This is a genomic window from Bacillus fungorum, from assembly GCF_002746455.1.
Classification (GTDB): Bacteria; Bacillota; Bacilli; order Bacillales; family Bacillaceae_G; genus Bacillus_A; species Bacillus_A fungorum.
Window position 1 is genome coordinate 148,479 of record NZ_NWUW01000008.1, and the last position, 21,417, is coordinate 169,895.

The 21,417-nt window shown below is 32.8% G+C and carries 24 protein-coding genes and 7 pseudogenes; 6 read left to right on the forward strand and 25 right to left on the reverse strand.

The window, feature by feature from the left end; genetic code table 11:
• Positions 1-32 precede the first annotated feature (32 nt).
• From CO726_RS14255 to CO726_RS14320, 14 genes and pseudogenes are all read right to left on the reverse strand, one after another.
• Positions 33-194 (reverse strand): annotated as a pseudogene (locus CO726_RS14255) (alpha/beta fold hydrolase); the annotation flags it as partial.
• A pseudogene (locus CO726_RS14260) lies at positions 194-382 on the reverse strand (NUDIX domain-containing protein); the annotation flags it as partial. The pseudogenes CO726_RS14260 and CO726_RS14255, both read right to left, overlap by 1 nt.
• 22 nt (positions 383-404) lie before the next feature.
• Positions 405-1,535: a DNA polymerase III subunit beta gene (dnaN, locus tag CO726_RS14265; protein WP_099684690.1), complete on the reverse strand. Its 1,131-nt coding sequence runs from the start codon at positions 1,533-1,535 to the stop codon at positions 405-407.
• A 30-nt stretch (positions 1,536-1,565) separates the two neighbouring features.
• The gene (locus CO726_RS14270) at positions 1,566-2,009 is read right to left on the reverse strand and encodes an NUDIX hydrolase (RefSeq protein WP_099684691.1); all 444 of its coding nucleotides are present in this window, start codon (positions 2,007-2,009) and stop codon (positions 1,566-1,568) included.
• Positions 2,010-2,382: 373 nt separating this feature from the next.
• Positions 2,383-3,591 (reverse strand): L-lactate MFS transporter, encoded by a 1,209-nt coding sequence (locus CO726_RS14275; RefSeq protein WP_099684692.1) that lies wholly within the window; start codon positions 3,589-3,591, stop codon positions 2,383-2,385.
• A gap of 279 nt (positions 3,592-3,870) precedes the next feature.
• Complete coding sequence (locus CO726_RS31790; protein ID WP_000653680.1) at positions 3,871-4,014, reverse strand: hypothetical protein; 144 nt, start codon at positions 4,012-4,014, stop codon at positions 3,871-3,873.
• Between the two features lie 31 nt (positions 4,015-4,045).
• Positions 4,046-5,062, reverse strand: coding sequence for a serine hydrolase domain-containing protein (locus CO726_RS14285; protein WP_099684693.1), 1,017 nt, complete (start codon positions 5,060-5,062; stop codon positions 4,046-4,048).
• Between the two features lie 101 nt (positions 5,063-5,163).
• Positions 5,164-5,430 (reverse strand): heterocycloanthracin/sonorensin family bacteriocin, encoded by a 267-nt coding sequence (locus CO726_RS14290; RefSeq protein WP_001071389.1) that lies wholly within the window; start codon positions 5,428-5,430, stop codon positions 5,164-5,166.
• A gap of 199 nt (positions 5,431-5,629) precedes the next feature.
• Positions 5,630-6,076, reverse strand: a complete 447-nt coding sequence (locus tag CO726_RS14295) for an NUDIX domain-containing protein (RefSeq protein WP_099684695.1) — start codon at positions 6,074-6,076, stop codon at positions 5,630-5,632.
• Between the two features lie 25 nt (positions 6,077-6,101).
• Positions 6,102-6,440: a divalent cation tolerance protein CutA gene (cutA, locus tag CO726_RS14300; RefSeq protein ID WP_099684696.1), complete on the reverse strand. Its 339-nt coding sequence runs from the start codon at positions 6,438-6,440 to the stop codon at positions 6,102-6,104.
• A gap of 30 nt (positions 6,441-6,470) precedes the next feature.
• Positions 6,471-6,929 carry a GNAT family N-acetyltransferase gene (locus tag CO726_RS14305; protein ID WP_136699634.1) on the reverse strand — a complete coding sequence of 153 codons (459 nt, stop codon included), beginning with the start codon at positions 6,927-6,929 and terminating at the stop codon, positions 6,471-6,473.
• 77 nt (positions 6,930-7,006) lie between these two features.
• Positions 7,007-7,930, reverse strand: coding sequence for a nucleoside hydrolase (locus CO726_RS14310; RefSeq protein WP_099684697.1), 924 nt, complete (start codon positions 7,928-7,930; stop codon positions 7,007-7,009).
• Positions 7,931-8,088: 158 nt separating this feature from the next.
• Entirely contained in the window at positions 8,089-9,450 is a 1,362-nt protein-coding gene (locus CO726_RS14315; protein WP_099684698.1) for a family 8 glycosyl hydrolase, read from the reverse strand.
• A 138-nt stretch (positions 9,451-9,588) separates the two neighbouring features.
• Positions 9,589-10,503 carry a DMT family transporter gene (locus CO726_RS14320; RefSeq protein ID WP_099684699.1) on the reverse strand — a complete coding sequence of 305 codons (915 nt, stop codon included), beginning with the start codon at positions 10,501-10,503 and terminating at the stop codon, positions 9,589-9,591.
• A gap of 85 nt (positions 10,504-10,588) precedes the next feature.
• Here CO726_RS14320 and CO726_RS14325 point away from each other — a divergent pair.
• A pseudogene (locus tag CO726_RS14325) lies at positions 10,589-10,879 on the forward strand (PLP-dependent aminotransferase family protein); the annotation flags it as partial.
• A gap of 44 nt (positions 10,880-10,923) precedes the next feature.
• On the opposite strand, the gene CO726_RS14330 reads toward CO726_RS14325, so the two are convergent.
• Positions 10,924-11,454, reverse strand: coding sequence for a DUF4269 domain-containing protein (locus CO726_RS14330; protein WP_099684700.1), 531 nt, complete (start codon positions 11,452-11,454; stop codon positions 10,924-10,926).
• Positions 11,455-11,627: 173 nt separating this feature from the next.
• Between CO726_RS14330 and CO726_RS14335 the strand changes: the two genes are divergently transcribed.
• Positions 11,628-12,089 (forward strand): DUF2306 domain-containing protein, encoded by a 462-nt coding sequence (locus CO726_RS14335; protein ID WP_099684701.1) that lies wholly within the window; start codon positions 11,628-11,630, stop codon positions 12,087-12,089.
• 290 nt (positions 12,090-12,379) lie between these two features.
• On the opposite strand, the gene CO726_RS14340 is transcribed toward CO726_RS14335, so the two are convergent.
• Both CO726_RS14340 and CO726_RS14345 read right to left on the reverse strand, forming a co-directional pair.
• On the reverse strand, positions 12,380-13,252 hold the full coding sequence (locus CO726_RS14340; protein ID WP_099684757.1) for a glycerophosphodiester phosphodiesterase: 873 nt from the start codon (positions 13,250-13,252) through the stop codon (positions 12,380-12,382).
• A 45-nt stretch (positions 13,253-13,297) separates the two neighbouring features.
• A complete protein-coding gene (locus tag CO726_RS14345; RefSeq protein ID WP_099684702.1) occupies positions 13,298-14,098 on the reverse strand; it encodes a GNAT family N-acetyltransferase in 801 nt (266 codons plus the stop codon).
• Between the two features lie 494 nt (positions 14,099-14,592).
• Between CO726_RS14345 and CO726_RS14355 the strand changes: the two genes are divergently transcribed.
• Together CO726_RS14355 and CO726_RS14360 are read left to right on the forward strand one after the other, a co-directional pair.
• Complete coding sequence (locus CO726_RS14355; protein ID WP_136699635.1) at positions 14,593-15,309, forward strand: hypothetical protein; 717 nt, start codon at positions 14,593-14,595, stop codon at positions 15,307-15,309.
• Positions 15,310-15,416: 107 nt separating this feature from the next.
• Positions 15,417-16,064, forward strand: coding sequence for a DUF3169 family protein (locus CO726_RS14360; RefSeq protein ID WP_099684704.1), 648 nt, complete (start codon positions 15,417-15,419; stop codon positions 16,062-16,064).
• 557 nt (positions 16,065-16,621) lie between these two features.
• Here the strand turns inward: CO726_RS14360 and CO726_RS14370 are convergent.
• From CO726_RS14370 to CO726_RS14395, 6 genes and pseudogenes are all read right to left on the reverse strand, one after another.
• Positions 16,622-17,188, reverse strand: a pseudogene (locus tag CO726_RS14370) (MerR family transcriptional regulator); the annotation flags it as partial.
• Between the two features lie 205 nt (positions 17,189-17,393).
• Complete coding sequence (locus CO726_RS14375; protein ID WP_099684707.1) at positions 17,394-17,762, reverse strand: alpha-helical endospore appendage domain-containing protein; 369 nt, start codon at positions 17,760-17,762, stop codon at positions 17,394-17,396.
• A 157-nt stretch (positions 17,763-17,919) separates the two neighbouring features.
• Positions 17,920-18,219, reverse strand: a pseudogene (locus CO726_RS32445) (WXG100 family type VII secretion target); the annotation flags it as partial.
• Between the two features lie 144 nt (positions 18,220-18,363).
• Positions 18,364-18,969: pseudogene (locus CO726_RS14385) on the reverse strand (S-layer homology domain-containing protein); the annotation flags it as partial.
• A gap of 178 nt (positions 18,970-19,147) precedes the next feature.
• Positions 19,148-19,276, reverse strand: a pseudogene (locus tag CO726_RS32985) (N-acetylmuramoyl-L-alanine amidase); the annotation flags it as partial.
• A gap of 16 nt (positions 19,277-19,292) precedes the next feature.
• Entirely contained in the window at positions 19,293-19,646 is a 354-nt protein-coding gene (locus tag CO726_RS14395; RefSeq protein WP_099684709.1) for a hypothetical protein, read from the reverse strand.
• Positions 19,647-19,943: 297 nt separating this feature from the next.
• On the opposite strand from CO726_RS14395, the gene CO726_RS32450 reads away from it, so the two are divergent.
• Together CO726_RS32450 and CO726_RS14405 are read left to right on the forward strand one after the other, a co-directional pair.
• On the forward strand, positions 19,944-20,147 hold the full coding sequence (locus CO726_RS32450; RefSeq protein WP_099684710.1) for a hypothetical protein: 204 nt from the start codon (positions 19,944-19,946) through the stop codon (positions 20,145-20,147).
• A 12-nt stretch (positions 20,148-20,159) separates the two neighbouring features.
• Entirely contained in the window at positions 20,160-20,381 is a 222-nt protein-coding gene (locus CO726_RS14405) for a hypothetical protein (RefSeq protein WP_099684711.1), read from the forward strand.
• A 62-nt stretch (positions 20,382-20,443) separates the two neighbouring features.
• Here the strand turns inward: CO726_RS14405 and CO726_RS14410 are convergent, their stop codons facing one another.
• On the reverse strand, positions 20,444-21,016 hold the full coding sequence (locus CO726_RS14410; protein ID WP_099684712.1) for a recombinase family protein: 573 nt from the start codon (positions 21,014-21,016) through the stop codon (positions 20,444-20,446).
• A gap of 140 nt (positions 21,017-21,156) precedes the next feature.
• On the reverse strand, positions 21,157-21,363 hold the full coding sequence (locus tag CO726_RS14415) for a hypothetical protein (RefSeq protein WP_099684713.1): 207 nt from the start codon (positions 21,361-21,363) through the stop codon (positions 21,157-21,159).
• Positions 21,364-21,417 lie beyond the last annotated feature (54 nt).

Genomic DNA, 21,417 nt, shown 5'->3' on the forward strand with positions numbered 1-21,417 from the left:
CTTATATAGAAGATTAGCTTTTTACTTATTGATTATAATGTATCGTTGACAAATTGATTAAACTTGTCTACTTCTTCAACGAATGGATTATGATTACTGTCTTCAAATTTAGTTAATGTTGCGTTCGGGATTAAATTTGCTATTTCACGAGAAAATATGTAGGGACATTGTGCATCATGCTTACCACAGTATATATTTGGTCATACGTAACTTTTATATTAGTCTCTTCCTTTATTTCACGAATCGCATTTTCTAAAGGTGTTTCTCCCTTTTCTATCTTTCCTCCTATCCCATTCCATAATCCTTTTACAGGATCATATTCTCTATTTAACATAAGTATCTCTTCATTTCTTTTTATAAAACATAAAGTGTGCTTGTACATAATGTGGTTCCTTCCTCCGTTTTTAATAAGCTCTTACTGGAGATATAAGATGGATTGCTGCAGATTGTGTCCCTGCTTCAATTAATATCGGTCTCATAGAACCGCTGAAACTTAAAGTAACCGTTTCTTCTTTTATTGCCCTTAAAGCATCCAACATAAATCGTCCATCGAAAGATATGTTTAATTGTTTCTCACCTTGAATTACATCTACCTGTTGTGTCTCGGATATTTTTCCGATCTGAGAAGCATGAGAAGAAATTTGAATTGTAGATTCGTTTACAATTTCTAAGTTAACATTGTTATTTGCCCATTCACTTGCTAATAAACTTGATCGATCTACCCCTTGTAACATTCTTTGTCTATCTATGTTAATGACTGTTTGAAATTCATTTGGAATGAGAGTAGAAATATTAGGATATTTACCTTCGATTAGTCTTGAATATAACGTAGTTGTGCCGAATGTAAAAATAATGTGACTTTCTGAAAGATAAATAGAAACAAATTCTAAATTGCTGTTCATTAATTTTAAAAGTTCATTAATGGTTGCACTTGGTACAATACAATTCGCTTTCATATTAGTAGAAATTTGTGTTTCACGTATAGCTAGTCTATGAGAGTCAGTTGCAGCGCATATTAATTTGTTGTGGTCTAACTCAATATGTACTCCGGTAAGAACGGGTCTAGATTCATTTTTCGCTACCGCAAAGACTGTTTGTTTAAACGCATCAATCAATTGTTTTGTTTCTATTTGTATTTCTGCGTGATCGTCTATTGGTGGTACGTTTGGAAACTCATTCGTTGGAAAACCATTTAAGTTTAAAGTGATTTCTTCTGATTGTATGGTAATTGTTTGCTCATTCTTACTTTTTATTACTATATCACTTGGCATTTTCTTTATAATTTCAATGAAGTATTTTGCAGGTACAACAATTGTTCCTGCTTTTAAGATAGTCGTAATTTGTTCGTCATCTATGGAAATAGGTACAAATTTTTCGATGAAAATATTTGAATTACTTGCGATTAAAGTAATTCCAGATTGATCTGCTGTTATTTTTATGCCGGATAATATAGGAATTGTAGCTTTGGTAGATATAGCTTTACTTACTTCTGAAAGTGCTTGAGTGAAATGTTTATGATTAACGATAAACTCCATTTTTTCCCCGCCTTACATGAAATGATAATTTTATGAAGATTGATGAATGATTGTTCCGTTAAAAAAGTAAGGTACTGTTTCTTTCCTTTGTAATATATTTAATAAGTGTTCTGGTATACGTAAATGCGGTGCTGCTCTATGTAATTCCATCCAAGTAATCTCTTCGATTTCTTTTGGTCTTGATATATATGTCTCTCCGCTGCTTATTTCGCCTAAAAAATTAAAGAAAATTGCATGATGTCCTCTCTCTTCAAAAAAAGCTTCGCTAATGTAACAAATTCCGTTTACAGTTATATGTAGCCCGGTTTCTTCTTTCACTTCTCGAATTACTGCTTCCTCTAACGTTTCCCCAAATTTAACTGCGCCGCCTGGTAGTGTGTAATAAGAACCATTCTTCCCTTTGTTTTTTACCATTAAGATTTTTTCATTTGTTTTATCGTATAAAAGTGCATATGTAACATTTACTTTTTTCATACGTACCTCCTCTGTTTTTAATAAAAGGAATTTTCTGTCTTCTATTTATTCTACCATTTACTCGTTTTAATATATATAAATTAATTGAGTCTTACTTTACCACTATTTGAGGAGTTAATAAGAAACGAATTCACATGTATTAAAAAAGAACGTATTACAGGGAAATTACGCAAAGCACGTTCTTGAAGTTTTAAAAAGAAAATTGATTAAATTAATACTAAATGAAAATATCAAGATAACTTCAGAATTAATAAAAACCCCGCCCTTATTTTGTTTCCCGTCACTACTATTCCAATCCTATCTTTTCTTGCTTTAGCAATCCTTCTAATTCATAACAAAATAAGAGCCCTAGCATGAGGACTCTTATTTACAATTAAGTTACTTTCCGAAGTAAATGTTGTGTTTCTTTTTTCTTTTCTGCTTTTGGAGGACGAATTAATATCGAAATGATGAAGGAAATAACGCTTAAAACCCCTATTGTAATAAAGGTCGGTTGGAATCCACCAAGTAATGCCCCGATGAATGAACCTGCAAGTGCACCAAATCCGAAACCTTGATATACAATCCCATAATTTGTACTATGGTTTTTTAATCCAAAGAAATCTCCGACAATAGCTGGGAATATAGTTATATTACCGCCGAAACAAAAGGCGACACTTGCTACACATACAAAATAGATTCCGTAATTTAGCGGAATAAAACTTAAAGTAAAGACTGACAATCCTATAATAATAAACGTTACAGAGACAATTTTCATTCGGCCGATTTTATCTGATAACGTCCCAAGAATGATTCTACCTACTGTATTAAAGATTGCAATCATAGCAACAGCGTTTGCAGCGGTTGCTACGCTAAGTCCAACGAGTTGTACGCCGATATCTTTTACCATACTTATTAAATACAACCCCCCCATACACGAGGTGAATAACATAAAAAATAGCAGATATACTTGTTTCGTTCGCATCATTTCACGCGGAGTATAGTCATTGTGTAATGTTTCAGTTACAGCATTACTTACAATTGCCTCACGTATGAAGAACGATCCGATTAACACTAAAAGTAACACGATAATACCCCAATATAAGAATGCTTGTGATACACCAAGGTTATCGATAAGATTTCCGTTTATATATCTAAAGATTAAGCTGCCCATTCCATACGCTGATACAGATATCCCTGAAATAAGCCCTTTCCGATTTGGAAACCATTTAATTAAATTAGATAGTGATGTAATATAAGCTGTTCCATCCGCATAACCAACAACGACACCAGCTAATAAATATAATAGTGGTAAGGAAGAAACTTGTGAACTAAGTATTAAGCCGAGTCCTAAAACAATTCCTGCAGTAGCAATAAGTTTCCGAAGGCCTAATTTTTTCTGCAACTTGGCTGCAAATAAAGTTGAGAATGATAAAGAAAAACTTGTTATGGAGAAAGTTATCGCTACCGAATTAAGATTCCATCCAAACTTACTTACAAGGGGTTGATTAAATAAACTCCATGTATAAATTGTTCCAAGGCCAATTTGAACAATGATTGTACCTAGAACAATTAGTAACGGATTTATAGAAGTTTGTTTCATACTAACTGTCCCCTTCTTTTATCTTGAAATGAATTTTCACAGTTAGTATATCCATCATAAATTGCAAGATACTGTACGGAAAATGGTAATTAAGTTCATATACACAAAAAGACACTTCATAAAGAAGTGCCTTTTGCAGGTTATATCAGATTTTTCTAAAGAAAGCTTTGTTAAGATAAGACATTTTCAAATGCTTATGTATATATGTTACCAAATGATTTCTTATATGTGATGGGACTTAAGACGTATTTTTCATTCATCATATAGTCGGATGAAAAATTAATATTCGATTTCATCAAAATCTTTCGGCTGCGGTACAGTTTGCATATTAGCTGCATCTTTAGGATCGCTATAGATCGCATTTTGTTCTGTATTTACATCTTTTATATTTTGCTTTTTATTTTTGTTCACTTTATCTTTCACTTTCAATCACTCCTTTTTGTTATAGGAGTAATTATGCCCTATTACCGTTACTAAATGTATCAGCGACTAAATTACTAAATTCACGTAAATAATATAAGTAATTATCACCGCCGTAGTTATATCTTTTGTTATACATTTTTGCAACAACTACATTATATTCAGGTATTACTAAAATAGTCGGTCCAGTAATCCCTAATATTTGATACGACCCTTTTGGAACACGTTCACCAAGTTCGCTTACTTGTGCAGGCTCATTTTGGATGAACCAAAACAATCCATTTTGTGGTAGCTCTTTGTTTATATATGTTGGACTCTGCAAACTCGTAGCGATTTTTATAACTTCTTTTGGAACAATTTGTTTATCATCTATCCTACCTTGATTTAAATGAAGATTGCCCCACTGCGCAAATTCTCTAGCTGAGACAAACAAATTTTTTTCAGTACCGTCATCTACCGTACCAATTTCACTAATTGCGTCTTCATTTGGATTATTAACAACGTCAACTAAATTTTCATCTCGCTGAACTCTCCAACCTGTTTCTTGAAAATTAGCAGGCTTAAAAACACGCTCCTTTAACAATTCAGGAAAACTTTTGTTATATAGCTGATAAATAAGACGTGTCATCATTCTTACATTAATATCTCTATACGCCCATGATTGTCCCGGTTCAAATTCACGAAAAATTGTCCTGTCATTCGTTTCTTCTAATCCGTGCGAATGTGTTACTAAATGTCTTATCGACGTTTTACTAAGCAATGCAGGATCAAAGTCTTTAAAATATTTTATCGCTTCATCATCAATAGAGTTTATTTTCCCCTCATAAAGCGCATACGCTATCATTAATCCTAAATAACTTTTTCTAGCAGAAGCAACGTTAAATTGTGAAGATGCTGTTACTTTCTTGCTTGTAGATGTATTTGAGTGATAACCACTATAATGCTCTAGTACGATTTTATTATCTTTTATAATACAAAGTGCTGTAGCAGAGCTATGGTTTTTTTCTTTTATATTCTCTACCCAAGCAATCAACTGATCATATGTATACAAATACATCCCCCTCAATACGCATAAAAATTACAGCTTGAAAGAAAAGTGCAAAATAGTTTTCACACCTTTCTTTCAAGTAAATTAGCTTTGATGTTCTATACTTAAATAATCCACCAGTTCCAGCAATTAAAGCAACTGAAACATCCTGCGCATCCTATACATCCGCCGCAACGACCTGCACAACCACCACATCTACCGCCACATCCACCGCAACGTCCACCACAACCTCCACATCCGCCGCAACGACGTGCATCGTCTTGAATGTAATAGTATGGATATTGACTTTGTTGTTGATCCCAATACACAACATTGCCAGTTTGATAATCATTAAGATTTAATGATTGTAGTTCTTGTTGAAACTGATTCATTTCGAAACCCTCCATTTATAAAAATAAATTCCGTCCAAATGTTAAAGTTTATATATTTTTGCAAACAAAGTAGAAATAAGGCTGTAGACTAAATGCGTACATCAACAAAATATGAACTTACACTAGGTGATGTACCTTGTTTTTTAGCCTATTTTCTTAATCTCCTTTCGGTGGACGTATTTATTATTAATAGAGGTGTTTAAAAATTACTAATCCAACAGTTTAGTAGTTCATCGCTTAATTTTCTTTCTAGTAACTCTTTAACTGAAGGCTCTGGCATGATTTTATACGTATGTAAAGTTTCTTGATTATAATCTATCCAGTGAAACGCTAAATGAGATTCTTTAGATTTTGGTATGAAATCAATATGTAAATCTTGCGACTCTACTTCAAAAATGTGGTTAATTTCATGATGAAGCACTTCTTTATCTTTCCATTGATTTTCTATAACTCCTAAAAATTGTTGTATACTACAGTTTACTCCGAGTTCTTCTCTTAACTCTCTTATTAATGCATTCTCTGCTGATTCCCCAATTTCAATATGGCCACCAGGTAAAAAATAATGATGGCCGATATATTCAGCAACTAATAATTTTTCATCTTTTATCACGACTGCTCGTACAATATGATGGAAGTTACTTTTCAATTGATATTCCTCCTAGTCATTTCTTTTATACTTGCTCAAAATAGTCATTTAATATCGGGATAATATAAATCATAGGTGCTTCATACGGATGAATTTCATGAATAACTTTAAGAGCACTTTTTACAAGGTCTCGTTTACACTTTATTTCAATTTTACACTCTTGCCCTTCGCATATTTGACCAATTTCCCCATGAAAAGGTGATGCCCCGTCTAACGGTCTCCAATATCCTTTCACTGAACTATAAGACATGCAATAGTCATATTGCCCCGTTTTACAAGCGTTAATTTTATTTAATTCATCCCGTAATAATACAATGTATTCTTCTGGAATAAACACTTCGATTTCCACTTCAGTAAATTGCATATTTCATTTCACGCCTTTACTTCATAATAGTTAAACGAATAAGCGATATACTTCCTCACCATCATAATCATGTCCTAATGGTTGAAAACCGTAACGTTCATATAGTTTCTTTGCAGAGATATTATCTTTATGTACTGTTAATCTAATTTCTTTACACGCCTTACATGTATTTTTTATTAAATAAATACTTTCAAGTAATGCTGCTTTTCCATAACCATTACCTTGCTGATTGTAATCAATAATGAACCCGTTAATCCAATACATATCTGATGTTTCTCTTACAACTGCATGCATAATAAAACCAACCATAAGATCACGATCATATATAGCAAATGGTATGTACTCTACATTTTCGCCATCCGGTTTTATATATACTTTAGCAAGTGAAACTGCTACGGATGGAACAAATTTCATTTGATTTTCTTTAACTTGTAGCTGTAATGCTTCTTCCCAATTTTCTCTCGTAATAACCTTTAACTGGACATTCAATACTATAAGCTCCTTTATAAATAGGGTGTATTTTTATATTCAACGTAGCGAAATAATCCCCCTTTTTTGACAGTAACTTATAACATAGTTTTTATAAAATCTTGAATGAATTTTTCTTCATCTATTTCTAAAGCTATACGGGCACCTTCACATATAGAGCTAGGGCGAAAATCAGCAAATGTTTGTCCTTTCGTATCTCCGAATGTATCTACATTCACTGTACGATGCACAAATTTAAAAAAACTTGGATTTACTAATCCACTTATAGCAACCACATCATGTAGCAAAGGCCCTTCGATAGATGGATTAAGTTTTTGGTATACAGATAAATAGTAATCATACATTGGTTTCATTATCGTATGGAATGGATTCTTTGAATTAGCTTGGATATAGTTAAATACATTTGGTGTTAACACGGCTTTGTTTGTTACATTTAAAGGAAATATTAATAAATTCTTTGCTTGCTGAAAAACAATTTTACTTGCAATAGGATCTCCATACACGTTTGCCTCTGCTAATGGCGTAACGTTTCCTACTTCTAAAAAAACACCACCCATGAAATAGATTCCTTTTACATTTCGCATTAAATCATTCCATAAATTAAAAGCAATCGCTAACAAGGTAGATCTTCCTACATCGACAATTGTTAAATCTTTTCCGTACTTTACAAGAATTGAAGCAATACTACCAAAATTGTATATCGGGATAGACAATACACTTCCTAGCACATGAATAGGCCCTAATCCTTCTGGCCCATGAATTTCAGGATAGTATGTTGTAATTTCTTCTGTAAGTGGTTTTGTTGCACCGCTAATTACAGGAATGTCTTGTCTATTTGCTAACTGTAAAATATACGCTGCATTATGAGCAGCATGTATATGCTCAACATTTCCATATCCAGTTACAATACCGACAATTTCAATTTCAGGATGCAGTAAGCCGTACATAATAGCAAACGAGTCATCAATACCTGGGTCTCCAAAAAATAATACTTTTTCCAAGAAATACTCTCCCTTCACAAAAACATAGAGTCATCAATAACTATGTATATGAAAAAAGCAAGTATATCTATGCGAATTTTAGAATGGATAATGTTTTACAAAATATTAAAAAGGAACTAGCGTATGCTAATTCCTTTCTTAAGTAACTATTCTCAAATTTAATTATCGTATCCTTCATAAATTGCATCATTTATTTGATTTTGTAATTTTTTATCATCAGGTACAGGTTTCCACCAATTTCCTGTAATAAATAACATAGTTAATAAATTATAACTATCACTAAAATAGCTTTCTCTCTTATTCTTCATCCAATCCCAACCGCTATTTACCCACTTTTGATTATTGCTACTCGTTATACTTGCAGCAATAAACGGTGAAACGAATACAGCAGTTGGATAGCTACCAATATTGGATCCATTTAATTGATAACCATCCACAATTTTAGAAGGATTTCCATTCGTTTTATTTTGAATCCATGAAGAGACTTTATCAGAAATGACTTTACTTCTTTTCTCGCCGTACATCGCATAGTCCATTACAATTCTCAATGGTACCCGACTAGCATTGTAATAATATGCATTTGTATATTCTGACTCATCTAAGAAGTCTTTAGGTGCGGGTTGTGGTGGTTTTTTTACAACGAAATCTGAAATAAGTCCTGTATTTGGAGAGTACTTATTACTAAATTGCGTATAAACATCGTACAAATTATTAATAACAGTAAGCCAAGTTTTATCACCTGTAAATTCATAAAATGCTCTAAGATGTGACATCATCCAATCAGATGGTCTCGTATCAAGTGAATTTTTAGAATCCCAATCTCCTAAATTTAGTCGGTTATTATTTGTAACATTACTAGCTTTAATACCTTTTGTAATCATGTCTTGTGCTTCTTTCAAATAATTAACTGTTCCATTAGATCCCCACTGCTTATGAGCAAGAAGAAGAGAATACGCAATATCTAAATCCCCATCAGTAGCAGAATCAAAATGACCTTGTGCTTTTTTACTATCTGCGACAACCCATCCCATTAAATTAGGATTTTGAGAGCTTTTAAAAGTTCTTGCTGTTTTAAATAAACCGTCATAGATTTTTTGAGCATTCGAATCATAACCAGCCATTAATATTGTAATTATCATCCCATACCCTTGACCTTCTGAAGTTCCAAGTGGCTTAAACCCATCCGCGTCACCCGTAATCTCTCCTTTTACGTAATAACCACCAGGTAAAGAAGATAAATCATTTTTCAAATATTTCTTTTTCCAATTATCGTAGTAACTTCTTACAGAAGCATTTAAACTTTCCTGTGTAACATGATTCGGTTTTATAACACCTGCATAATTAACTTGCTGGGGAAATGGTTTCATTTCCTTTGCAGCAGCTACTTGTTGATTAACTACGGGAATAGAATTTTGCACTGAATTGTCCGTTACAATTGCTGCGAAACTAGAATTAGAAAAACTAGCTAGTCCGATTCCTATAATAGAAATACATGTGAAAATTTTTCTTTTTCCATTCATTATGTTGTCATCTCCTTTTAAAATGCTTACTACATAAAATGTAACATACAATATTTAACTGAAATACAAAATATTATATTTATCAACATAAGAAAGAAAATATATGAAAAAGTATTATAAAATTATTAATGAATTACATTATACGGATTGATTATTTGCTAAATTCCTATGTTTTTCTTTTCTTAATACTGGTATATGAGCAATTACAACTCCAAGTATAGTAATCCCTCCGCCAATTATCGAAACTAAAGTTGGCACTTCTCCTAACCATATCCAAGCAACAAAACATGCAGTTATTGGCGTTAAATATAGAGCACTTGTTGCTTCAGAAGCACCCGCACGAGATATAATATAGGCCAATGCAATATACGGGAGCACTGTTGGGAAGACACCTAAATATATAACGCTCAAGTTAACTTCAAGAGAAGCTGCTAGTATTTCTTGATAAACTCCAGGTAAGAAAATAAGCATACATACAGTACTAGACAAAATTGTATATATGGTAAATGGTAAGAAGCCGTATTTTTTTAAGTAAGATGTTTGGAAAACAAAATATAGGCTTTCTGAAATCGCTGCTAATAATATAAATAATCCCCCGCTATTTAATTGAATAGCGTCGCCTTGGCTAAATGAAATTAAGGCAATTCCTGCAAAACTCATTACACCACCGATCCAGCCATTTAATTTCATTTTTTCATTCAAAAAAACAGAAGCAAGAATTGCCGTTACTATTGGAGTGACTGAAATTATTAAACTTGCAGATCCAGCATTTACTGTTTTTTCGCCGTAGTTTAATGCGATGTGATAAATAGTAAATCCTAGAGCACCAAATATAAAAATTGCTGGGATATCCTTTAAATCCGGTAGTCGTAGTTTGTATATAAATGAAAATAACACAAGTATAAATGAGGCGATTAATAAGCGTAGTAAAGTAAGGTGTTCAGGCGTATAAGATTCAAGCCCCATACGAATTGCCGGAAAGGCAGTCCCCCATATTAAAATCGTAAAAGCATGAGCACAAATAATCGAAAAATCCCGTTTTTTATAATTCATGTTTTTCTCCCCCTTCAAACCAACCACTTAGTATTTTTAAAATGAATGAGGGAGTTTTTTTATGACAATTAATAAAAAACTGCCTAAGTATCGGCAGATAATAATGATAAGAGCGTTAAATGAGTATTGTGCAGATATTTCCACCTGGGATATTCCTAGCGGCGGATTCTTTATATGGCTAAAGGTTGTACCTAGCATTCCGATGAAAAAATTTTTTTCAGAGGCACTATCAAAAGGAGTTCTTTTAAACCCAGGACGTATCTATGAAGAAGAATCAGATCAGTACATTCGTTTATCATATGGATATGCTTCTCCGGAACAAATCACTAACGGGATTAAATTGTTGGGTGAATTAATCCGTAAGTTAATGACATAATAAAAACTCCTCTTTTTCTATAGAGGAGTTTTTATGTATTTTATTTACCACAATCTCATTTCCTGTCCCAACACAATCAATTCGTCATAAGGATCCCCGTCGATGTTTAATACTTGAGCAAAAGCAGGTTCTGTTTTTAAACCGCTCTCTTTTAAGCGAATAATTTCCTCCCTTATATGGGGATGCTGCATTAATAGCATGTGCTCTACTATCATATGTCTATATGCATTTTGGTTACGCACTGGCTTAGGCTGAGCGAATAATTCAAACTCAAAACCTTCAAAATTAAAATTCACCTTTATCGATTCGGTATTTTTAATTTTTTTCTTTTTTATTTTGAATCCTTCATAAGAGCCATATAAAGATCTCATTTCTTGTTCAAAAACATCAAAGTTATGTACTTCCATTACTATATCTAAGTCAGATTGAAGCGTATCAATTCTTATAGGTATAGTCCCGCAAAGAACGGGACTATACAAAGCTAAATCCTCCATGATGTTTAGTTTATTCAAAACATCATAAACCTTTTGTTGCTTGTCATTCCCTGATTGTAAATATGTAATAGATGTAAACATGGAAGTCTCTCCTTCATTTCACGTAATACGTGACTCACTAAATTCAAGAAAATTTGTCCGTTTAAATTTGTTCTAAGAGTACCTTTATTTCAATATATTAAGACGAACAAACTATACGTTTCAACTTTTCTCCTATACTGCAATACTATAAAAATAAGAAAGGAGGAATTATTATGAGCATTTTTAACATTCTTTTAACCATCCACATATTATTTGGGATAATATGCTTAATCACCGGTATTGTAGCGATGGTTGCTCAAAAGAAGAAAGGAAAACATACGGAATGGGGTGAAATATATCATGCATCCTATATGGTCATCACCCTTACTGCAATTATATTATCCATTATAAACTGGGATAAAATCGCATATTTATTTTATGTAGCAATTTTCTCTTATGCTTTTGCGATTTATGGCTACCTTGCACGAAAAAAACGTTGGGAAAATTGGCTTCACCACCATATTAGAGGTATGTTAGGCTCTTATATCGGTGCCGTTACCGCACTATTAGTAAACGTAGGTATTCATATTCCCATAATTAATTTATTGCCGCCTATATGGTTTTGGTTTTTACCTACATTAATCGGTATTCCTCTCGTAGCCAGTGTATCAAAAAAATATAAAAAGCGTAGTTAAAATTCATTACATTTTCGTTACTTTCTAATTATTATTATGAAAAATCATACTCAATGTAATATTATATTTATAAATTCAAAATCGTATTGCTTTAAGTTAGGCACTTAGCGCTAAATAAAAAGAATCCAATAAAAGTATTGGATTCTTTTTCGGATTTCATTTCAATATCGGCTTTATATATTTAATGATGTTATCCTCTGAATGGCGAACTATTATTGAATAACAGTGGATCCTTGCATCGTTTTTTTAATAACCTCTTATATTATTCCTTTAAGAATTCTACTTTTAATTCATGAGTTTTTTAACTTTAAAACTGAATGTAATCGATCCGGATAATTCGTAAACATCCCGTCAACTCCCCATAATAGTAACTTTTTCATGTCTGTTTCGTTATTTACAGTAAATGGATGAACTTCTAATCCGTGTTTCTTTATTTTCTTTACATAAGCTGCATCAATATATTTGTAGTTCATACCAATACCTATGCAATATGTACTATACTTCTCTATCTCTGATTCAGTTAATTGAACTGACTTTTTGTAAGATAGTAATTGGACTAGAGGTATATTAAAATGTAAACTATGTAGCTTTTGCAGACTTTTTTCACTAAATGATTGAATAATAACTTTATCCTGTATTTCATAGTGATTGATAATTTCTAATAACTTTTCTTCCATTCCTGGATATTCATCAGGTGATTTGGTTTCAATATAATAGTTCGCGTGATGCCCAAACATTTCAATTATTTCTTCTAGTGTTGGAACTTTAGCATTTTCATATTCTTTCTTTGCTAAAGTTGGATATTTTTCATTAAAAAAAGAACCTGCCTTTAATTGCTTTAATTCTTCTAATGTATGTTCCTTAACTAGCCCCGTACCGTTTGTAGTACGATTTACTGTTTCATCATGCATAGCTACTAAATGTCCATCTTTTGTCATTTGAAGATCTATTTCTATATAATCGCCCTTCAATTGTTGTCCTAATTTATATGCTGCTATTGTATGCTCAGGCGCATACGCAGAAGCACCTCTATGTGCAATGTTTTTTATATGATTCGATTGATTAATAGCTTTCGTGTACTTAAGTTCATTTACTTTATGAAAAACAAAAGTACCTATTACTATAAAGGCGAAAATGATTGTAACGATATATATCTTTTTCATCATGATGTATTAACTCCTACATGAAAGCAATTTGGCTTAGACAATTTATTCAAATAAATGTCGATTTTCAAATACAGTCATTTGTCCAACAGATTGAAAACCAGCCTTTTTATAAATAGTAACCCCATCAGGTGAAGCTTGTAATACACATTGAGCAACGTTCAATTCTTTTGCTTCTTGCAGCAAGTAATTAAACATAGTAGAACCAAATCCTTTTCCTCTCATTTCTTCTTTAGTTGCTATATCATAAATACCAATACTTTCTTTTGTACATACTAGTGAACCAACCGATACGACTTCATCTTTATAAAGTCCTAAGTACAGTTTCATATTTCCACTATTCCATAAGTCGAAAGAAGCAGTTTGATTGTAAAATGCTTGAACATGTATACCTTCCTCTAATGTACCAAATAGACTGGCTAACACTTCTCCAAACTTTTTAATTTGTCCTGGGGAAGATGCTTTTTGTATCGTAAAACCTTCTGGCATGTTTATTGTTGGATGAATTGTATTTAATTCTGCTACCATCGCGATATTTTGTTCTGCTTCTTTTAATCCAGGCTTTATTAATTCGTTCTTTATATTATCCTCTAGTTTCTCATCCCAAAACCAAACACTCATTGGATATTTCTTTTGATTATAGTATGCTACCTCCTTATATAATTTCTCGATACCTTCCGTTACATTATTGTTTAGTAAAGTAATGATATTAAATGTATCTGCAGGTAAACCACAGTCGACAGCAATGTAATCCTTCGTATCTTTTACATTCATTCCCTGTGCCTGCCGCGCAATATATGAAGTTTTATATGTAAAATTATCTATTAGTAACTGTTTAAAATCCATTCATTTTGCTCCTTTCATAAAATTTGTATTCGAATACTTCAGTATTAAATATAACATATAAGAAATGTACCTATTTCTATAAAAATATCTCTTTACATCACTCTTTGCGCCCTACAACAATAAAAAATGATATAACGTTGTCGGAATGAAAAAAGTGGTATATAATAAATATTAACATTACTAGTAATTATTTTAGGTATTCCTAGAATAAAGGAGCGATACATATGAAAATTACTATTTATTTCGGAAGTCATGAAGATCAAGATGTTCGTACAATGGACTGTCATTTAGATGTAGAAGATACAGAAGAGATTGTTTCTGTATCTTAATATAAATAGTTGGGATGAATCCTCTTCCCTACAACGTTTAAGGCACCTTTTATAGGTGTCTTTTTTGTTGTTTTTTCGACAAAAACCCTTTACTTTAGAGCGTTTTAATAGTAAAATATAAATATACGAACAAACGTTCTTTTTATTTTAATTGTACATGAAGGGATGATTTTTACAATGACTCAAGCAAAGCGCAGAGGAAGAAAAAAGCAAACACCTATTATTTCAAATACAGGCTTTATCGGCTCTGTCTTTATTGATACATTGGAGTTACAAAAGAAATCCTATTATTTCGCCCGTAAAAAACTTCAAATTGTTCATCACGTACTAGATGGTCTCTCTGGGGCAACAAGTTCTCTATTTAAAGAACATAATATTTCAGCATATATGTCATGTGTGTATTTACATAAACAAAAGAAAATTGGTTTTGTTCTTTCAACGAAACCATTTGAACAAAGTGATGGCGTTGCTTATTTTGTAAATTATTTAATTGAAAAGAATTTTTACGGTAATCATGAAGAAGACGTAGAATATCAAGAAGTATTTAATACAGGTTTTATCGGTGTAGTATTCGCCGATTTATGTAGTATAGATCGTTTTAATTTCGAGTTTGAAATGGGTATGTTAACGAAATTAATGAAAGATATGATTATTCCGGTTAAAGAACTTTTTTTACGCCATAATGTACCGGCTTACATCTCTACTTCTCATTTAGAAGAACAAAACAAATTAGGCTTCGTTCTTTCTGTAAAGCCATATGATGAACGCGCTGAAGCAGATTTATATTTTGAAGCATATTTAAAAGAACGCGGATTATTTATTGGTGATGAAGAAGATGATATTGATAAGATTGTTATTAGAAAAACAGCTGAATTACGATAGATAAGCGCAGGATGATGATCCTGCGCTATTTCGATATTATTTAATTACGTTCAACACTATACCCTTTTGAATGAATTATAGTGAAAATATTAGGGGTCTATCTTTTAATGTTTGTATATGGACTTTATAAATTGATGGTGAATTTTAATCAATCAGATGTAGCAAATACTTTAATTGTTGTAAATTTAGTCAGTCTTCTAACACTGATCATTGCAGATTTTAATGTTAGAAATGTAAAGAAGAACTGCGATATGGAAGTTGATTCAGAGGAAGAAGATGCTTATTTACTTCAGTTAGAAAGAAAAGCATATACAGCATCTATCTATATTCAAGTATCATTATGTTTATCATTTATTGTCGTCCTAACTGGATTCTTATTATTAAGAGATAAACAACCTGGTATTGTTTTAGCAAGTTTTATTATTATAATTCTTGCATTTATGAAGTTATATCCTAGTAAAAAAATCATTAATCTTACAAATCCAGGGTTTACGTTCCCAAATCCTCGCTCTAAAAATTATGAAAAAGAGCTTTTAGATCAGTTTGATGATGGTCAAAAACATGTCATGTTGCAAGGTCTTTATAAATTATATTCATTTATAAACACGGGGTTAGTTATACTATCATTTGCACTTATGTTCTATTCTGCGTTTACTGGTAATTCACAATTAGTTAGTGTAATTGGTATTGGTATACTATTAATGTTAATTCAAATTAGCTTTACAATCAGTTTGAAGCCAAATAAATCGAAATAGCTGGCGCAATTTTCATTTGCAAAATTAACGTTTACATAGTTATTTTAATCAAACTTTGGATTCAGCCCATCGCTATCATGCTAAGAAAAGCAAATACCCCAAAACGAGAAAATTGGCATCTCCAGGTGAAAATGTACATTTTTTTTGTTTTGGGGGCGTTATAATATTCTTAAGTTGATGAGCATATGGCGGGACCCCTTTAATGTTTTTTATGAATACAACAGCTTCTTTTAATAATCTCTTTCTTTCGCAATCTCTCTTTTTAATTCATCATACAATCGGTCGTGTTCTGTTATATCTTCAAATTCAATTAATTGTTTTTTCTCTTCTCTCCATTCTTTCTCGGAATAATGGTTGCAAATCTTTCGAGCGTCATCGCATACTTTTCCTTCATTACTACCGCCAATCTCCATAAGGTCCTCACAGATTTGAATCGTCTCTCCTGCGTCCTCCACTTTCTGTTCATGAAGGGATTTCGCACAGCCTTTTAGACCAAATACGAGAATGATGAAGATAATGACCAATCCGAATAAAATGATGATACCGTCTTTCTTATCTTTTTTCGCTTTCTCTGCCGTCAACCCATCGAGGTACTCCTGCATCATTCTCTTCGTTTCCTACATCTCACGTAGCGTCTTCATAAGAGTTTCGTCTCGTGCTTCCAATCGTTTCTCAACTCGTTCATTATGCGCTTCAACGCTGGCTTTAATTTCCTCATTACTTTGCTTTGCCTGGTCACTTAATCGCTTCTCCATCGCTAACATACTCTGATTCATTTCTTGCGTCATAACGTAGTACTGTTGCTGTAATTGCTGTTTAATGTGGAATGGGATTAGATCCGTTTCTTGGGATTCCTCTGTCTCCGTATTTGGATAGGCTATCTTTAATCGTTGCGCTATCATCTTCGCTGCCTTCTCTAGCGTCATACCGTCATGCTTACTTAGCTCAATTAACTTCTCAATCACCATAACGTCATGCTCTGTGTATCGGCGTCTGCCGCGATTATCTTTTTTCACTGCGAATCCTTCGCGTTGTAATACTTCCATGTACTTTCTAAGGGTGCTATCACTTATTCCTAGTCGTTTATAAACTTCACTAGCAGAATAAACAATTTCGTCCGTCATAGCGTCACAACACCTCCTAGTGAGAGTATTCAATGATGAATAGGAAATTCCTGCAAATAAAAAATCCGCCTCTCAAAAGAAAGCGGATTTTTTCAGCTTGCTAATATATATGATTCATGCGCAACTTTTTGTGGATCTATGAATAAAAATAATAATGAGTCTTTACCATAATAAATTATAATTTTACCCCAAGAAAAAAATTGTTTTACTCAAAATAAGGGTCATCATTTTGAACTGACTCTGTAGAGTTAGAAACTTGGCTAGCAACTGGGCTAGAAACTAAATCTAATACATTTTCTAACTTGAATTGTAAAAGCATTTCTTGCTTTACAACAGTTTGTAGTGTTTGACGCACACTATTATTTAGTGTTAATAAATCTGGTAATGTTGTCGGCGGAGGAGTAACACCAGTAGATAATGTTCCTAATAAAAATTGAATTTTCTCCGCCTCACTATTAATAATATGGGCTAATGCCAGTTCTTCAAGAGCAATTGAAGCCACTATTAAAGAAATCGATTGTCCTGGAGTAATTGCTATTGTCGGCGTTATATTTGGAATATTCGCTTGAGACATACTCATCTCCCTTTCCATTTTTAGATTCCATACACTGTATGATTTTTTTAAGGATTTGTATCCTGTCCTATACAGCCCATATTTTTTCAATAAGACATCAAGGTAAAAATGACGCCGAGAAAAACTTCACACATACATTGGATTCACTTGCTGTGATATCGATTGTAAATCCTAATTTATCGATATTATTGATACAAAATAACCAGGGATCCACATAGTGGATTCTTTTTTTATCATATAAAGACTCATCGGAATTTTTTACTTTACTAAGATCCTCATAAGTATCTTTGAGACCATGCCAAACTTTATCACGTAAAGATCCGCCATTTTTCTCACTATTTAACGTACCACACATTGCTCCTTCTTCAAGATTTCCGCCATATGAAGCATCTGCGGTACGGAATTTTTCGGCAATTCGTTTCAAATCCTCTTCGACTTGCATAATCGAATTTTTAGATTAGTATAATAATATTTATGTGAAATGAAATCTTCTTAATTGTAAATAAAACCTATGTATATGTGAAATAAGGTGAAAAAAGGTTTGCTCTAATCTGAGCAAACCTTTTTTACGTTTAATTAATAACACGTATTAATTACGAACTGGACGGAAACTTGGTTCTTGCAAACGTGCTAAGAATGCAGCGAACTGTTCACGAGTAACTTTTGCTGTAGGTGCAAATGATCCATCTGGGAATCCAACAGTAATGTTATTTTGAGCTAAAATTTTAACATAGTCATATGCCCAATGAGTAAGTGGGACATCTTTGAATCTAACGTGAGCTCCAGTCGATTTTAAATTAAAAGCCTTAACGAGTGCTACAGCCATCTCTGCGCGTGTTAATTCTCGTTCTCCAGCGAAATTAAAACTATTAGCTATGTAACCGTAATGCATTAATTTATGTGCAGCATCATAGTAATAGGAATCAGCCGGAATATCCTGGTACGTGTCTTTGTAGTTATATGGCATTTTTAAATCTAATGCTTTATCTAACATTACAGCCATTTGACCACGAGTTACATTATCGCTAGGTTTGAAGTATCCCTCTGGAGTACCATTAATAATGCCTCTTTCAGTTAAATAGTTAATTTCTTTGTACGCCCAGTGATTAGTTTGTACATCTGGGAAAGATTTAGCACTTGCAAGATTAGGAATAAAAAATGACATAATCATTACAAAAGTAGTTAGTAACAGACTTGATTTTTTCACAAAAAACACCTCAATATATTTTTATATTTACATATTAACATTAATTACTTTATAAATAAAGTAGATTTACTGGCATTTAAACTTTTATAAAATTGAAAACCGAAAAAAATAACAAGTAAATAATGTTACATACAGCACGAAAAAGGCCGCCTGTAAATAGATGGCCTTTTTCGTTAAATTAACGCACATTCACATACGTATCACTAGCCGTAATATAGAAAACTTGCCCATGACTATTATGCACTTTATATTGATACGAATCATTTACACTTATCTTTGCATCAATTATAAATCCTAATCCTGCATTTTCATATTAGTATTAGTTAAATTCCTCCACCAGGCTCTGTGTTAGCCGGTGCTCCTCCATAATCTCCATGTGATTCTAACTTGGGTACAGGTGTATCTCCCTTATTGTAAGCAGGTGCCCCTCCTGTATGCCCATGAGTATAGAACGGTGCTCCCCCTGTATGTCCATGTGCATAACTTGGAGACAATCCCTCTCCATGAGTATCAGATGGTGCTCCTCCATGATTTCCATGTGCATATGCAGGCGCTCCTCCTCCATCCCCTTCTGAAGCCGCTTGAACAACGCCTCCACCATTTTCATGAGTAAAACCCAAAATTCCAAATCCTAAAACAGATAAACCTACGACTGCTGTACCGATTTTTCTTTTCATAATCACTCTCCTCTATGTGTATTTCATGTTAATTGAAATGAACATATTATGGATATCAGTCATGATGAAGATTCGACTCATTTCATTATCATATATTTATACTTCTATGTATTTTTTTGTAAAACCTTCTTGAAATCTGAAGAAAATGGTTATTTTTTGTAAAGCTCCAATGTAGTAACAAATCTGAAAGAACCTGAACTCCAGCGGGTTCTTTCTTTTATTCCTCTTCTTATAAATCTATTTATTTAAATGTAAAATTGTAAATAAGTTCTAACATTTTGAATTGAGGTGAAAATCATGAGAAGCTTTGGCTCATTAATGATCTCTACTGTCTGTTCAGTACTTCTTATAATTTGGAATACCTATTCCTTCTATGATGGATTCACAGTAGGGCGCACTTACTATTGGATTAATGGCATCGCAGCTGTTATCTTCCTTCTATTCTTTATCCTAAACATGCGTGATTTCAAAAAGAAAAACTACAGAACCTCACAACAATAGGAGTTGATACATATGTGGAAAAAATTTTTAAATTATAAATTGAGCTTAAAAGATTTAAAGTTCATGTTATGGTTGTTTGGTATTACTGGTTTTATATATAGCTACAATTTCATTACAGGATTAGCTTTTGAACAAAAATTCCAAGTCTATTATTTAGGTTGCGCCATAGCTACGTTCTCCGCATTTATGGCTACTAAAAATAGGATTAAAAATAAAAATTATAAGACAGCGTAATGTAAAAGGGATCCTTTATGATTTCCTTTTTTTCTATGCAAAATAAAAAAGCAGCTGATTCGCTACTTTAACTGTTTATTATTCGCTTCGTATTCTTTTATATAACGGTATAAAGTCGCTCTTGCGACATCAAACATCTCACATACTTCCACTTTTGTTTTACCAGAAGCAAGCATTTCCATCATACCTTGAATTTGTTGATGAGTGTGAGCCTTCTTTCTGCCGCCTTCTATTCCTCTTGCCTTAGCAGCAGCTACGCCACTAATAACACGCTCATTAATCACTTCGCGTTCCATTTCAGTCATGGCGCCAAATATATGAAATAGGAATCTTCCCATTGTTGTAGATGTATCAATTCCATCTTTAATTGAAACAAAGTGAATGCCCTTTTCATTAAACTCTTGAAGTAAATTAACAAGCTGATGCATTGTTCTTCCTAGACGATCAAGTTTATAAACAACTAAAGTATCATCCTTGCGAAGTTTACTAAGAAGTAGTTGAAATTCTTTTCTATCCTTCTTCGCACCACTTTCTTTTTCGGTTATGATTTCCTCACAATCGTATCGTTTCAACTCATCTAATTGCATATCCAAACTTTGCTTTTTTGTTGATACCCTCGCATAACCAAATATCATTCCCCATCACCCTCTATGTTTGATAGGTTAATTGTATCAATTTCCTGTCTCAAATTCAATTGTTTTTGATACATAAGAATCATTGATATTTGGTTAATGGTGTTTATGTCTCGTAATCAAATGTTTTTAAGACATTGTGCTTATTGAGAGTGATGTTTTAATCCTGCTAAAGTAGCTTCGATAAACATTTTCTCTTCTGGACCAACTTGAGCTATCAACTTATCGACTATATGTCTATCTGTGTTAACTATCAAAAAAACAGCAATATTTGCAATACCACTTACATAAGCTGTTGCATCCTTACTTTCACCATTCATTTTCATGGAAAACGTAACGTTAGAGTTCATGATTATTCGCCTCTATTTCCGTTCGTTGTGTTCGTTTGTTTTGTTAATCCTTAC